The organism is Methyloglobulus morosus KoM1 (assembly GCF_000496735.2).
GTDB classification, from domain to species: Bacteria; Pseudomonadota; Gammaproteobacteria; order Methylococcales; family Methylomonadaceae; genus Methyloglobulus; species Methyloglobulus morosus.
On the sequence record NZ_AYLO01000088.1, the window covers coordinates 44,603 to 59,370 of the forward strand.

Genomic DNA, 14,768 nt, shown 5'->3' on the forward strand with positions numbered 1-14,768 from the left:
TATCGTTATTTCCCTCTAACTTCACGGGCTATCTTCAGCATTTGCGAACTCATTTCGATGCCCGCTTTTTTTGCGAGTTCCAAGTTGACCTCGAATTGCAGGTGATTGTCTTCACTAACCAAATTGACCATTCCGCCTTGGTCGAGAAATCCGGGGGTGTCGCTGACTGTAAGAACCGGTTTGTATTCAATAAGTTTAAGCCATTCACGCAGCCGGATGGGTTTTTCCTCGCTAGGCAGAAAAAGCAATTGGCAGTCGCCAGGATTGTCTCCCAGGACTAAGTTTTTAACCCTCAAGGTTTTATTTTTGATCAGTTTGCCTTGGATTGATTGCAGTTCCTCAACGAAATCCCTGCCTTCCGTGACGCATAAAGTGAGTCCGTCGCTTCCTACGTCCGTAGGCCATTCACTTAGCTTCATGAAGTTATAGAGAAAGGCGATCGTTAGTGATTGTATCTCACTTGTTGGGTCAGCAAAAGAAACATTGCAGCTAATAATGCCCACAAGCAAGACAGTATACGTTTTGCGTATAATTAGAGGAATGCAGCCGTCCCGTAACCGCATATTTAAAAACTATACTCCAAACGAAACCTGACCGTGCGGCCATCCATGGACAAGGTGTCTTGGACGTGTTCGATGCCGCCCAAGACTTTAAAGCGTTGATCGAGGACATTGTAAATGCCGAGTGAAGCTTGAAATCCATATATGGGCTTGGGTATCGCCAAATCAATATTAAATAGGTGGTAACTGGGCGCGATATTGTTGGCTAAGGTGCGCCGGTCATCTACGAAAATTTCCTCAAAACCCAAGCGCAAGGTGTCGTTGAACAAGGGTTCGGCATAATGCAGCTTAACCAGGTTTTTGGGTGAATCCGGTGCCCAACTTCCGCCATTAAGGTTTTCGTCGCGGGTGTAGTTATGTGTCCAGGTCAGCTTGAATAGGCGATTATTTCCCCAGCGTTTTTCGGCACCTAGCTCAAAACCATAGGTGTGGAATTTCCCCGTGTTGACGAATTTTAGAGAAACGGGATCTTGCACTAACACTTTGCTCAAGTCATTGTAAAAAAGTGTGCCCAGTAATTTGAGGCCTTTACCTGGATACCACTCTGTGACCACTTCGTAGCTTTTGATTAACTCTTCCTTATTATTGGGATTGCTTACGTTAGTTCTTGGGGAGTTGTAATCACGTTCATTAGTGTTTGGCGCACGGAAAGCCGAGCTGTACAACAGCTTGGCAGTGAAGGCCGGCGTGATGTCCCAGATCAAGCCCACGCGAGGGTTAAGCTGGAGGCTATTGATCATGTGATGGTAATCCAGGCGAAGGCCGGCATTGATCAGTAAGTGATCGGTTATACGGTACTCGTCCTGTACATAAACACCAGCCCGCCAGCCATGACGGTTTGAATTCAGGAAAGATTGAAAAGGCTTGATGTCATAATTGACTAGGTGCTGAAGTTGGTCGTATTGCACGTCCAGTCCGGTAAGCCATTTGTGGTGTTTGAACTGGGTCCCTGTCAACTTAAATTCCCCGCCCCACCAGCGGCTATCCACAGCATCGAAATTCTCCACACGAACCAGGGGAGGGATGCCGTTGTTAAAATCGTAGGGGTAAATGCCATGGTAATCATACCAGTGATGAAATGCCCGTACTTCCATACCGAGATCGTTGTTGACTTGAGTCAGGTAATCCAGGTCGACATAGGCTCGCTGGTCTACGGTATAGAAATCTTTGTCATTGAAGAGGGTGCCAAAAGCTGCCGTGGGTACCCGTTTGTAGCGATCTACAATCCCACCGCGCAAGGTGAAATCACCGTAACTGAATTTACCAAATGTGCGGCTAGACCGTTCTAGATCCATGTCTTGGGCAATGCCGCCATTGATGCTGGAGAATTCAGGAAAAAACAGCTTGTCTGCACCGTGGCTGAAATATTGTGAGCCGTTAATTAATAAGTCGGCACCGTTTTGCCACTTTTTACCATAGGTCAATCGACCGCGATAAGTATCCAGGCTTCCTGCCTCGCCGCTTATACGGACACCATTAAAATCCTTGCCTTTTTTTGTGATGACATTGACAACGCCTAGCAAGGCATTCGCACCATAGACCGATGAGCCAGAGCCAGGGATATATTCGATACGCTCGATTAAGTTCATTTCCAGTGGGAAGTCTTCCCCTAAGGCGCCTTGATCGTAAATGGCATCATTCATCCGGCGGCCATCTATCATAAACAACACCCGTGAGTTGTAATCACCGGTGCGGGAAAATCCCCGATTGCCTAGGTAAGAATAATTTCGGTCATTACGGACAACTAGGCCGCGCATCGCATTGAGCGCGTCGGCCAAGGTACGCCAGCCGAAGCTACGAATATCTTCGGCAGTGACGACATCGACTGCGGAGGGTGCTTCGGATGATTTTTGTTTGAAGCGCGAGGCGGAGACTACTTCTACGTTAACCAGTTGGTCCAGCGGTAGGTCTAATAGCTTGTCGGCTTCTTTAGCCCAAAGCGTTTGCCCAAAAAATAAGATACCGCAAAACAGCGAAAGTTGTAGGTATCTCAACCGGAACAATAGGTTGCCTGTGTTGATCGGTTTGTCCTCGGTTAGATAACATTGGTGCTAAGTCAAATGTTAACAAATATAGACAGTATTTGGATACTTACAATTGGCAAAAAGGTGAATCAGTTTTGATTTTTAAGAACGGGATTGCTAAGTGGGTTAAGGAGGATTGAGAAATACATGTGGTGCCTAGTTAACGGCCACGGCCTTAAAAAAACCAATAATAGCTTGGTTTCTACCAGGCCATTCTGGGTGTGGCCCGTTTCCTTCGCAGTACCATGTTTGTACGCCATTTTTGCAGCCGCTGTACGCCATGCAGCCTTCAACGCCAGGTACTGGAGCGGTGAAAGGTAGGGGTTGCCCGGGTTTAAGGTCTTCGGCTTTTTGTGCCAGTTCTTGCTTATAGTAACTTTCCCAGCCCCATGCTTTGCCGGATTCTGGTGCTTTACGGTCGCTGGCCTTGTAGGTTTTGGTCGTGCATTTGTTGCATTTCGCCCACCATTCAATCGCTTCCTTGCCGTAATTGGGGAACAGTTTGTCGCGGCTGCTGTGCATTAGCATGACAGGGGTTGGTTTCACACAATTGCGGTCTTCCAGGTCTTCGTATCGCATGCCAACTGCGCTCGGGGCTATTGCCGCAGGAATGTGTTTGGTGCCGTTGAAAATGGCGGTTGCCATAGCGATAGTTCCGCCGTCAGAATGGCCGGTCAAAAATATTCTTTTTTTGTCGACGCACCACTTTTGTTCAATCAGCTTGGGTATCTCGGCGAGTTGGACGACCGATTCCGGCGATAACGGACGATGGTCGGCATAAGCGACAATGAACCCTGCCGCTGTTGCCTCGCGGGTCAAATACATTAATTCTTCTGCATCGTCACGATCCCGTCCGGCGGGCGCGTAGGCCATCAGTAAGGGATGGGCGACAGTGCCGTTATAATTGCCCGGTGTCCTGACGGCAAAGTGAATGCCGTCATCTGTTTTTTCATCGTCGCTGGCACCTGGTTTGCCGAGTTTTTCTCCGAGTTGGCAGTCGGGTGTAGGCATATTATTGCTGTAGATTGCTTCGCTAATTTCAATGCCAGTTTTTGCGGCTTCGCTGACCTTACTGTCGACCGTGTAGTAAGTCTTGCTTGCACCCGTAAAACCCGCCATAAACAGGCCAAATGCCATGGCGAACGTCATCAGGAGATCGGGTTGTTTGTCGCGAAACCGCAACCATTCCGGTTTGAACAACCCTATAAACAAAACAACAAAAGAGCCCGCGATCAATAATCTGAAAAAATACAGGAGTAGCGTGCTCATCGGATTAGCCCTGATGCTATGAAGTCGATAGTCTGGTATTGTCAGGAAAGGCAAGTTGCCAAGGAATGGGCGACAGGCGGCCTTTCCTGCCTGGATTCTGTCCCCATATCAACGCCAATGCCCATTGTAAAGCGGTTTATGCAATTGAGTACGGCACACAGGTATACCGAGTCATGAAAGGTGCGTTCGTCCCAGCCCGCGTCATAGATGGGTTTTACGTCAGCATGGGTGATTTGGTCGGGCGTTAACGTCAGTTTTTTTACAAAGCGCAGGATGGGCTTTAGCTTTTCATCAACATTAGCACTGTTAATGTCCGATTTTAATTGTTTGATGATGGATTCGTCGGCAGCCAGCCCCGTCACTGCTGCCCCGTCCGTACCATAACCGGATTCTTGTTGATGGAGGCCTGAGATATACATGATAATCAGTTCGCGCATCCCCGTGCTCAGGGGCGAGATACTGCCTTTTATGTCTTCCAGCAATTTGTACAGCAGGATACCACGGCGAGGGTATTTCGCCACTAGTCCAGCGATATTTGCCATTTCGAGGCTTGAAGTCAGGTGATGCATTATGTTTTCTCGGTCAATGGAGATGGGTTTTCCAAATAGTGCAGAAATCCTAAAACACGAAAGTTTCAACTTCGGCAATTAGAAACAAAGGATCGCCGCCACTGGAAATTTCAACGGCATGGGCTGCCGTTTCCTGTCCGCCTGGCGAACTCAGGCAGTCCTCCAAATCCTTCATGGACGGAAAATAGACTTCCGCAATACGATGGTAGGGTGCTTGTGTTTTCCCCGGTGCCGAAGTGATCAAGTTGGTATCAAAGCGGATTTTTCCGGCCAGTTTTGCGACCGCCATAGGAACATGTTCATGTTCGTAACGGCGCTCAAAGACAGTGACATCAGTGGGGGTAGGGTACATAACAATCAGTTTTGCTGCTTTCATTATCTTTCCTTCTCATAGTGTTTGTTTATGGGGATGCTCATCTTATGCGCTATTTATAAGGGTTGTAAAATACTAACTTTCTATGAAAGAATAGCTTTTGACTATATATGTTTGAGAATACGACAATGGAGATGCACCAAATCCGTTATTTTTTAGCGGTATGCGATCATGGCAGTTTTACCCGCGCCGCCCAATTCAGCTATATTTCCCAACCTTCTTTGACGCAGTCCATCAAAAAACTGGAAGATGAATTGGGCGGAGAGTTGTTTACCCGTGACCGTTCTGGTTGCTTGTTGACGTCGCTGGGTCGATTGATAGAGCCTAATTTCCGCAAGATTTACAAAGAAACCGTTGCGACGAAGGCTGATGCGATACGCTTTACCCAGTTGAATAACATCCCGCTGAGAATTGGCCTAATGGCAACGATAGGCTCGCAGCGTTTGAGCCCGGTCTTTGCCTATTATCGGCAAGAATTCCCCAATATTGAATTTGAACTGATTATTGACAGCGAAGCGGCCTTGCTGCAACGACTGGAATCGGATTTGTTGGATTTAGTGATTAGTGCCCCCGTTCAATTGTTGGGTTCGCCCTACCAATCGACGTTGTTGTATAACGAACGCTACGTCGTTGCCTTTAACAATAAGCACCGGTTTAATCAACTTGGCAAAATCGACCTCAAAGACATCCAGTCTGAGCCTTATTTGGACAGGTTGAACTGCGAATTGAGGGAAAACCTACGGTCTCTTTGCCAAGACCAGGAAGTCATCTTGTATGCCGCCTACCGCAGCAATAGCGAGGAATGGATCGTCAATTTGGTGCGCTCAGGACTGGGTGTAGCACTGGTGCCGGAGTACAGCTTGCCCGCCAATGCGAATGATGTGTGCTGGCGCTATTTGTATAATCCTGAGATTAGCCGCCAGATATACGCGATATATTACCCCCATAGCCAAAAAAGGGCTGAGATGAAGACTTTACTCGCAAGTTTAAGCGCCGCTTAATCATTGAGTGTGTTTGCGGGATTAAAACATGCTAATATATAGGCTACGTTGAACGAAAGAACCTGATGATTATCAAAGGCTCACAAACTTTACACCATCTCCTAAGACATGACTAGTTACCCAATCCAGAAATCGAAAAACGGCTCAATAAAATTTACTGCGTTGTTGGTTTGTTCAATTGCGTTGATTGCTACGGGCAGTCGTTCTGGAGCGACCGCCTATCAATTGCCGCTTACTCCTGGCGATACTGTGCTCGAACAATTTCCAACAGGCGATGCAACAGCGACTGTATTGGCGGATGAGACATTGCTGGATATGGCATTACGTTATACCTTGGGTCAAACTGAAATTATCAAGCTTAATCCTAAAATGGACCGATGGCTGATTAAGAAAGGACAGGTTGTACGCTTGCCCAATCGCCGTGTATTGCCAGACACCCCGCATAACGGCATTACCCTCAATATTTCTGAATTCCGTATGTATTACTACCCGCCCGGAAATAAGGGCGAAGTCATGTCGTTCGCGCATGGGATAGGGCGGCAAGATTGGAAAACGCCGCTAGGCAAAACTTCAGTGATACGTAAAGTCAAAGACCCTTCATGGAATCCGCCCGAATCCATTCGGCGCGAACATGCGGCGAATGGCGATCCTTTGCCCCCTGTCGTACCGCCAGGTCCCCATAACCCTTTGGGAACACGCGCTTTATACCTCAACTTGCCGGGGGAATACCGTATACACGGAACGGATGTCGATAAAATTTACGGCATAGGGATGCAAATTACCCACGGCTGCGTACGGATGTATCCTGAAGATGTTGAAACTTTGTACGATATGGTTCCCTTAGGGACGTCAGTCTATATCGTCAAGCAACCCATCAAGGTGGGTTGGTTAAATAATGTGCTGTACGTGGAGGCGCATCCTGACTTAGAAGGCGAGGAAATGGGCCAGGAACAGCGTTACGCAGTTGCTTTAGACCTTATCCGTAAAGCTACAAAAGAAGACATGCCGGAGATTGACCAAAAAGCGCTGAACCAGGCATTGAAGGATTTAGACGGCGAGCCCGTTGCAGTTTATGAACGAATTGAACCCATGACAGCGCCACAAGAAGCCGCACCTACCCAGCAAGAAGTATTTCCTGGCACTAATTCTACATCGACGCCGGCAGGCAAAGGTTCTCCCGGTGGTTATTACCACGGGACTTAAGAAGCACTTGGGTTCAATAGTGTTAGGTGCAATGTAACGGCTAAACGGATAATATTTCAATTTATCAGTGCCTACCTGTTAAGTCATATCTGCTTGCACCTAAGCAGATACTTATAACTCAACCAATAGCCCCGCCAGCCAGGATAAACACGAAGCTGGGCAAGAAAGTAAAGTAAGTGACGATCACGGCAGCAAGCGTGGCGGACAAACCTACACTGTCCCCACCCAATGGTACGGTGTTCCAGCCAGCCAGAAAGCCCGCAAAAGTCGCGGCCATAATCAACGGGCCGGGCGTGGTTTCTCCTAATGCCAAGTCGTCTATCATTTGCGTCGCGCTCAACCAGACAATCGCCGTCACGGCGGGTTTGATTCCATACAATACCGCCGAGACCAGTGGTACGTCACCAAAGCACAGGTAAATCCAACTCAGGAATATCAGTAAAAATAGTGACGGCAGGATAAACAGCAAACCTGCCGTAATGCCGCCTAAGCTTCTGTGCATTAGCCAGCTTATATACGTTGTAATTGCTGCGCTTCCGATGTCGGGCTTGGTGATTGGCATTAATAAAATGGGGTGTTTGGGCAGCGTTAAAAAGTCTCATGAATTGTGTCTGAACTATTCCCATAAAAGGTCGAAATTTATTTTTGTGATGAAAACTTAGCTTAGACGCTAAGTTTTGGTCAAATAGTGTGTGATATGGCACAGTTTTCACGCAAAAGCGTGTCATATCACACACTTTTTTCTGGAAGCCACGGTTCATGCGGGTTTTGTAAGAAGAGAAATTTAATTAAACTGTGTCATATCACACACTTTTTTGATGGAAGGGTAAAAATGAGATTTGTCAGAAATTTTCCTGAGTCATCCTCCTGCTTTTTGTCGGCATAGAAAGGTAAAAGAAAGGGTCAATATTTTTCAGAATATCAATATAAAGCATTACTAATCAATTTGTTATATTTGTCTAGAGCTCACTTTCATGGGTGTTTTATTTTTATGCAGCGGCTATTTAAGAACAACTTTTATTGGCATAGATAGTGCTTATATTCTAGCCGTGAGACATAACGGTCGCCACTACGATGGAATGCTTTATTAAAAATTATAACGATGCTCTATGGAGGGCTTAATGACACTTTCAAAAATTAAGGGCTTAACGCTTTGTGTGCTTATGGCGCTATCTGCTGCGGGACAAGCCCTCGCTCACACTGGCGTTAGGGATACTGTGGAAGAAGGCAAGGCAAGTTACAACGGTTTTACTATCACACATGGCTGCAATAACAGTTCCGAAGGCGGCCCCCCTGCCCAGCAATATCCGGTGATCGGCCAAGCGGCTGTGTTCCCATTCGGTGACAATGCCGTGTGGCGTGACGAAGCCGGAACGGTTATCCAGGTTGGTGGAAATGGGGGCGGTACAATTACCGGTGCTAAGCTTTCACTAGCTGTAACGGGTTATTCCGACGGTTCAACTTTTAAGACGACCGAAGAACTGGTGGACAGCTTAGGTAATATACAGGGGCTGCTATATAAGGATGGCGTAATGGCGCCAAACTTGAACGCTATTACGCCCTTTAAAATAACGGCGCCCACTATTGCCAATAATTGTGTGAAAACACTGAAAATCAGGATCGGCGTTATCAATTATTGTGACACTGAGAAAAACGCCGGTAACGATGGGAAAGGGTCATGGAAGTCGCCAAAAGACGACTCGGGCAAAGATTTAAAAATACCTAAAACCACATCCGCTGCGAGCGGTTTTGTCCAAGCAGATGCGGCGAATTCGGGTAAGTTTAAGGATATCCCTAATGGCAATGGTGACAACAACCGGGCAGACTGGTGGTTCACTGCGCCTTACGGCGGCAGTTCTTTATACAATGATCCTGACCTTCTACAACCCACGTTCTGGACAACCTTGTCGGTGACCAATAAGGCGGCCGATCTTGCCCTTTGTGCCGGAACGCAAGTTGAGTACAGCGTTGAGCCGAGCGGTATTGCATTCGATACTATCTTGACTGGTAAAAACACACGGCCCTTTACTAAAGGCAACCAAGGCTTATAAGCCACATGTTTAAGCCGGTTAGGCATAATGTTCAATGTCACATAGCGGCATCGTTTTGCCATCGATTCCAGGGTTGACCGTGCAATGCGGTCGCCTTGGAATCTTTGTTTATAAATAATTAAAACAAATTTCGACGATGTTGTTGATATTGTCGTAACCAGAGTGAGGATAACTGATGAAAAATAATAAGAAAATAATGGTCGCCGTCTTATCGGCTGCAATCGGGTACGCAGATATGGTATCCGCACATTCTCAGCCTGGGGCCATAGGACGAAAGAATTCGAAGGCGGGTGGAACCGATGTCTATCAAGTCACTTGTTTTGATGACGGTACAGGCGCGCCAGACCATCTGTTCCTGCACGTCAGAGATTTGCTACCTAGAAATCCAGCGCTCATTAGCGTTCAAGCGACGCTTGCTACGACAGGGGAAACGACCGCACTAAGCACCGATTGGGGAAGGGATGGTGATGCCAGTTTTAGTGTCCCTGACTTGATATTAGCAGGTGGGGCATCAGGTATATATAACGTGAGTGTCAATAAAACTCGGTCAAAAATAATTGGCAGGGAAATCTATCTGGTTGAGTTCCATTGCCAAACGGCCCTTGGTGAGCATACCGGCACCAATGATCCAGTCATGTTACAAAATCAATAAGGCCCAGATTTTATAGGCGAGAACGCGCTTGAGTTGGTGGCAGCATTGACGGGAATGCTTTTGAAACCATAAATTTGTCGTACGGGAATATGAAACTACATATCCCTAAAAAATAACAATAGGGTCGGTTGAAAGGCTCACGAACAGCGGTTAGGTTAAGGAATGGAATTAATTAAACAAGCGGCGATCAGGCTGTTGCTTGCCATGTGTCTATTTGTCGCTGGTTGTACGGTGGTGCAGCCTTGGGAGCGGGGCAATCTCGCTAAGTCGCAGATGGCGCTAGAACCTAATCCTTTGCAAACTGGATTAAGGGCGCATATCAATGGTAGCCGTGAAGCCGCAGCGGTCGGTAATGCAGCGCAAGGAGGCGGTTGTGGTTGCTATTAAGGCATCGAAAGGAAACGGCCATAAGCTGCCGGAAAATGCTTCCTTGCTGGCTTTAACGTCCGCTGCATTGGTGTTGCCTGGCTTGTTTTCGCCGTTAGCGAATGCCGCCGAAACTGATGAGGTGGATTTTCAGTACAGCCATTATCAGGAAGGCAAACGGTCGATAAGCAGCGGGATAATCGACCCTGTGAGCGGAGATAACACAGTGGCCGGTATCAAGAATACGTTTAACCCTATCGAAGTTGATAGCCTACACGGCCATGCCAATGTGACGTTAACAGACCGAATCAAATTCGCTTTTAATTACACGCAGGACACCTGGGGTGGGGCAACGCCCATTGCCACTGCGCCAGCGGTATTCGGTGGGAATGCTGAGCTTGTTTCTGCGGATGGGCTTACGGTCGTTGGGGCCACGCCGTACCTGCAAGGATTTAATCAGGTGCTTTTGGATAGTAAGCTTAACCCTGTGCAGTTTGCTACCCCTTTTGACCCTACCAGCGGATTAATAAGAAACAACCAACTCAGCCATACCCTGGCGACTGCCTCGCCGGAAACCCGTAAGCAAGGGGATTTTAAGCTGACCTACGAATGGGATGAAGTCGCACTGAGTGGCGGCGGTGGCATTTCCGTGGAAGATGACTATGAATCACGGTTCGGCAATATTGGCGGACGGTGGGATCTCAACCAGAAGCGTACCACGTTAAACCTGGATTTGAGTTACACCAATAGTGACACGCATGCCACGCTCAACCATGACACATTACCTTACATAGATATAAAGGCTTATGATCTTAGGGGGCAGATCGATACCCTGTCATCCGTGGCCGATGCGCAAATTCTCCACGGCAATCGCCAGGATTGGGGCACTCATTTTGGCGTGAGCCAAGTCCTCAATAAAGATGCCCTCATGAGTGCGGATGTCAGTTATACCCGCAGCACGGGCTATATGGCTAACCCGTATAAAGCGGTGAGTGTGGTTTTTATTGATCCAGGCCAACAAACGAATGCACCACCGGGCGGTTTTGAAGGCAGGCTCAAGGCGCTGTTGGAACAGCGACCCGATGAGCGTAACCAATGGAATCTTGGGGGGCGCTATGTACAATACCTCCACAACCTGGATGCGGCGTTGCATTTCGATTACCGCTTTTCGGCGGACGATTGGGGCATACAGGCGCATACGTTTGAGGCGGATTGGGTGCAGCCATTGGGTAGTGGTTGGACAGTCACGCCCAGGGTAAGGTATTACTCGCAGGATGCGGCGGATTTTTATACGCCTTGGCTGGTATCCCAACAAGCGTATAAACAAAAATTTGACGCGAAGGGTCATGCGGTAGGGCTTTCGTATGATCCCGGAAAGCTACCCGCCAATTTTTCCAGCGACCAGCGCCTATCGGGATTTGGTGCCTTAAGCGGCGGTATTTCGGTAACCAAACGGTTTGCCAAAGGCCTAAGCCTTGAAACAGGTTTTGAATATTATACTCACCAAGGCTCGTTCAAAATTGGCGGTGGAGGTGAAGGATCGTATGCGGATTTTGACTACTGGGTGGCTAATGCTGCGCTGAAAGTGGATTTAGCGGCCTTATCACTGGGTGGTGGCAGTATTGCTAACGCCCATGCCGGGCATACCCATTTTGATCACGGTGGACAAGCGCCAGCAGGGGTCATGTTCAGCCACATGCTCCATCAGGCGGGCGATTTTATGGTAGGTTATCGTTATATGTACGGGAACCAATCGGGGAACATGCTGCATGGCACCGACCCAGTCAGCGACCAGGCTATAGTCGCCAATGGTTGCGGTTTGAATCCCTGTTTCCTTAGGCCTGGCAGCATGACGATGCATATGCACATGCTGGATTTGATGTACGCCCCCACTGACTGGCTCACCTTGATGCTGATGCCGCAATTTGTGGATATGTCCATGTCGATGGGTGCGCTGAATGGTGCGCCTGATCCGCAAACCGTATTGGATTTCAATTTGTCGCAACATATCCCCCATCATATCCAAAGTGGCCATGAAACGGGCGGAATAGGCGATCTTGGTATGTATGCGATGTTTAAGTTGTTCGATAAGGGCATACACCATGTTCACGCAACAGCCGGACTTAGCGCACCTACCGGGGATGTAGACATTCAACTGGCGCGCAACCACCAGGTTGATGGTGGCTTTATTGATTACGGAATGCAGTTGGGCAGCGGTACGTGGGATTTCAAGCCCAGCTTGACGTATACGGGACAGTTAGACCAATTGTCCTGGGGCACTCAGGCCAATGGCATCGTGCGAATGGATAGCCAGAACAAGTCCGGTTATGCCTTGGGGAATTTATTCCAGGCTACCGCTTGGGGTGGTTATAACCTTACCCACTGGTTGATTGCCTCTGTTCGTGGAATCTACACGTTACAAGACAGCATCCAGGGGCAATTCAATGGGCGTATCAATCAATTCGGCCCAATGGATTATCCCAGTAATTACGGCGGACAGTATTGGGATGTGGGTTTCGGCCTAAGCGCTGTTGTGCCATCGGGTGATCTTGCGGGTAACCGCCTTAGCGTGGAATGGTTGCAGCCCGTGGAAGATAAGGTAAACGGTTACCAATTAGAACGTGACGGCGCGTTGTCTGCGACTTGGAGCGTCATGTTTTAGTCTTGTTTATGTCCCAATGATAATCGAATTGCTATGCTCAATATGTTGATATTTCCGACAAACCGTTTTTCCTCGCTACAAGGAAGTAGCCCTCTGGCCTACGGCGATAGACAAGTTATCGCCGTATTTTTTATGCAAGGCAAATAAGGTAGTTTCCTATGATGATTTTGCAGAGTTATATCAAGGAAATCCTGGATCAGTTGATTTTATTCATGGTTCGACAAGACCGGATATTTCTTAACCAGGCAAGCCATTAATAAAGATTTTATGTGTATAAACTTTCCGCAATTATTGAGTCAATTTATCGGGCCGGGCATGATGGCCCTAATCCTTGGATGTTGTGGCGTATCTACAGCCCAAGCCTTGGATACAGCGTCGCTAAATTGGGTCATGAGCAACGAAAAGGGCGGCGAACTCATGCTTGAAGTCAGGCAACTGTTGTTGTCTAAAGCGTTGGATGCGGTTGCTGGCAAAATTCACGTACCCATACATTATTCCGCACTTCCAGAAGAGTTGGTGACTGCCACTTGTAAGGGGAATGCGTTAAAGCAGGTATTGGAATGCTTGCTGGACAAGAAGGCGGATTTAATTTTTCGTTATCAAACGGGATCGGCCAACGTTGATGGCGAGCGGTTAGTTGCTGAAGCATGGGTCTTAGGGCCAAAGACAAATAAAGCTGCCGCTAATCTGGAAAGCCCAACCGTAGCGGGCATGACAGGTAAGGGTTCGCACGCTTTTCCAGCAAGCCGCAAAGTCCGCAAAGCCTTACCGGATCGTACCGATGAACTCCTGGCAAAGTCGCAGTCGACAATTCCAGACGAAAGGGTGGAAGCGATTGCTGCCTTATTGACAGGTGGGCGAAAAGGCGATTCTGATGTCAAGGCACAGTTGGAGCAAGCGCTTACTGACCGGGATCCCAATGTGAGGGCGCAGGCAATTTCAAGTTTGTCCCACCGGGAGGGCAGCGATGCCAACGGATATATCCAGCAAGCCCTGCTTGATAGTTCGGAAGATGTGAGAATAATGGCGGTCGAAGGCATTGTCGATGATGTCGCCTTGCTGCAACAAGCGGCTAGCGACAGTGATGAATCGGTACGGAGTTTGGCGCAAATAAAACTCGAATTGCTAACCCAAAACGGAAATAACAATCCTTGAAAAATGATCTGACCTAAGCCATGTATTTTATCCGGCACTTGGTTAAACCAATAAAAACTGAACTATGAACAAACAACGCATTTTTACGCTGCTTTTTACTGTTTTTATCAACTCATCGGCCTTTGCGGTCGATATAGGGCAGCCTATGCCGTCCTGTGTTGTGTCGCCCATTGGGGAAAACAAAAACTTCGACCTTAGCCAGTACAAAGGGAAGGTGCTATACGTCGATTTTTGGGCTTCTTGGTGCAGTCCTTGCGTAAAATCTTTCCCGTTCTTAAATGAGATGCATGAACAATTCAACGGTCAAGGCTTACAGATTATCGGAGTTAATCTGGATGAAAATGTCGACGATGCCAACGCATTTTTGGCTAAGATTCCAGCCAATTTCACTGTAGTGGCGGATGTCAGCAAACAATGCGCCAAGGATTTTGACGTAAAGGCGATGCCGTCGTCTTATATCATTGACCGCAAGGGGGGGGTTCATCATGTCCGCTTGGGTTTCAGACCAGGAGAAGCGAATGAGGTTCGAGAACTTGTCGAGAAATTGCTGAGTGAGAAAGTGGCAGGGAACTGAGCCGACTTAAGCCAACAGAGATTTGTTTGATACCTTTAAGTTGCATGACTTATGGGCAGAAAGATTTTCTTGTAAAATGTCGATCATGTGTATTGACGAAATAAGAATAATTGGACGAGCAAGGGATTCTTTTAGTAATAGTAAGGATGACGGCAGGCGCATTGATAAAACAAAGCGTTCAATAGGCTTAATCAAAGATATTAGGTATTGTTAAGTTAGTATAGCATTTGCTACACTTACCCAATTTGTAGGGGTAAAGGCTAATATGAATTGTCCAAAATGTGGTTCGACCGATTGCGGCAAAGATGG

Annotated in this window: 14 protein-coding genes; 8 read left to right on the forward strand and 6 right to left on the reverse strand. The window is 47.7% G+C overall.

What is annotated here, in order from left to right; all coding sequences use genetic code 11:
* Positions 1–5: 5 nt before the first annotated feature.
* The 5 genes from MGMO_RS11580 to MGMO_RS11600 form a co-directional block, all read right to left on the reverse strand.
* A complete protein-coding gene (locus MGMO_RS11580; protein ID WP_023495237.1) occupies positions 6–563 on the reverse strand; it encodes a YfiR family protein in 558 nt (185 codons plus the stop codon).
* A gap of 2 nt (positions 564–565) precedes the next feature.
* Positions 566–2,563, reverse strand: coding sequence for a TonB-dependent receptor plug domain-containing protein (locus tag MGMO_RS11585; RefSeq protein WP_023495238.1), 1,998 nt, complete (start codon positions 2,561–2,563; stop codon positions 566–568).
* 177 nt (positions 2,564–2,740) lie between these two features.
* Positions 2,741–3,853 (reverse strand): hypothetical protein, encoded by a 1,113-nt coding sequence (locus MGMO_RS11590; protein ID WP_023495239.1) that lies wholly within the window; start codon positions 3,851–3,853, stop codon positions 2,741–2,743.
* 41 nt (positions 3,854–3,894) lie between these two features.
* Entirely contained in the window at positions 3,895–4,395 is a 501-nt protein-coding gene (locus tag MGMO_RS11595; RefSeq protein WP_161808489.1) for a carboxymuconolactone decarboxylase family protein, read from the reverse strand.
* Positions 4,396–4,471: 76 nt separating this feature from the next.
* Positions 4,472–4,798 (reverse strand): EthD family reductase, encoded by a 327-nt coding sequence (locus MGMO_RS11600; protein ID WP_023495241.1) that lies wholly within the window; start codon positions 4,796–4,798, stop codon positions 4,472–4,474.
* Positions 4,799–4,923: 125 nt separating this feature from the next.
* On the opposite strand from MGMO_RS11600, the gene MGMO_RS11605 reads away from it, so the two are divergent.
* Positions 4,924–5,796: a LysR family transcriptional regulator gene (locus tag MGMO_RS11605; protein ID WP_023495242.1), complete on the forward strand. Its 873-nt coding sequence runs from the start codon at positions 4,924–4,926 to the stop codon at positions 5,794–5,796.
* 108 nt (positions 5,797–5,904) lie between these two features.
* Positions 5,905–6,999 (forward strand): L,D-transpeptidase family protein, encoded by a 1,095-nt coding sequence (locus MGMO_RS11610; protein WP_023495243.1) that lies wholly within the window; start codon positions 5,905–5,907, stop codon positions 6,997–6,999.
* A 118-nt stretch (positions 7,000–7,117) separates the two neighbouring features.
* Here the strand turns inward: MGMO_RS11610 and MGMO_RS11615 are convergent, their stop codons facing one another.
* Positions 7,118–7,501: a chromate transporter gene (locus MGMO_RS11615; protein ID WP_456152400.1), complete on the reverse strand. Its 384-nt coding sequence runs from the start codon at positions 7,499–7,501 to the stop codon at positions 7,118–7,120.
* 619 nt (positions 7,502–8,120) lie between these two features.
* Here MGMO_RS11615 and MGMO_RS11620 point away from each other — a divergent pair.
* From MGMO_RS11620 to MGMO_RS11645, 6 genes are all read left to right on the forward strand, one after another.
* Positions 8,121–9,050: a hypothetical protein gene (locus MGMO_RS11620; protein ID WP_023495245.1), complete on the forward strand. Its 930-nt coding sequence runs from the start codon at positions 8,121–8,123 to the stop codon at positions 9,048–9,050.
* Positions 9,051–9,225: 175 nt separating this feature from the next.
* Positions 9,226–9,702: a hypothetical protein gene (locus tag MGMO_RS11625; RefSeq protein ID WP_023495246.1), complete on the forward strand. Its 477-nt coding sequence runs from the start codon at positions 9,226–9,228 to the stop codon at positions 9,700–9,702.
* A gap of 162 nt (positions 9,703–9,864) precedes the next feature.
* Complete coding sequence (locus MGMO_RS11630; protein WP_023495247.1) at positions 9,865–10,089, forward strand: DUF4266 domain-containing protein; 225 nt, start codon at positions 9,865–9,867, stop codon at positions 10,087–10,089.
* Entirely contained in the window at positions 10,076–12,730 is a 2,655-nt protein-coding gene (locus MGMO_RS11635) for a DUF3570 domain-containing protein (protein WP_036307729.1), read from the forward strand. The genes MGMO_RS11630 and MGMO_RS11635 overlap by 14 nt, the downstream gene beginning before the upstream one ends.
* A 315-nt stretch (positions 12,731–13,045) precedes the next feature.
* A complete protein-coding gene (locus MGMO_RS11640) occupies positions 13,046–13,885 on the forward strand; it encodes a HEAT repeat domain-containing protein (protein WP_161808490.1) in 840 nt (279 codons plus the stop codon).
* Positions 13,886–13,949: 64 nt separating this feature from the next.
* On the forward strand, positions 13,950–14,459 hold the full coding sequence (locus MGMO_RS11645) for a TlpA family protein disulfide reductase (RefSeq protein WP_023495251.1): 510 nt from the start codon (positions 13,950–13,952) through the stop codon (positions 14,457–14,459).
* Positions 14,460–14,768 lie beyond the last annotated feature (309 nt).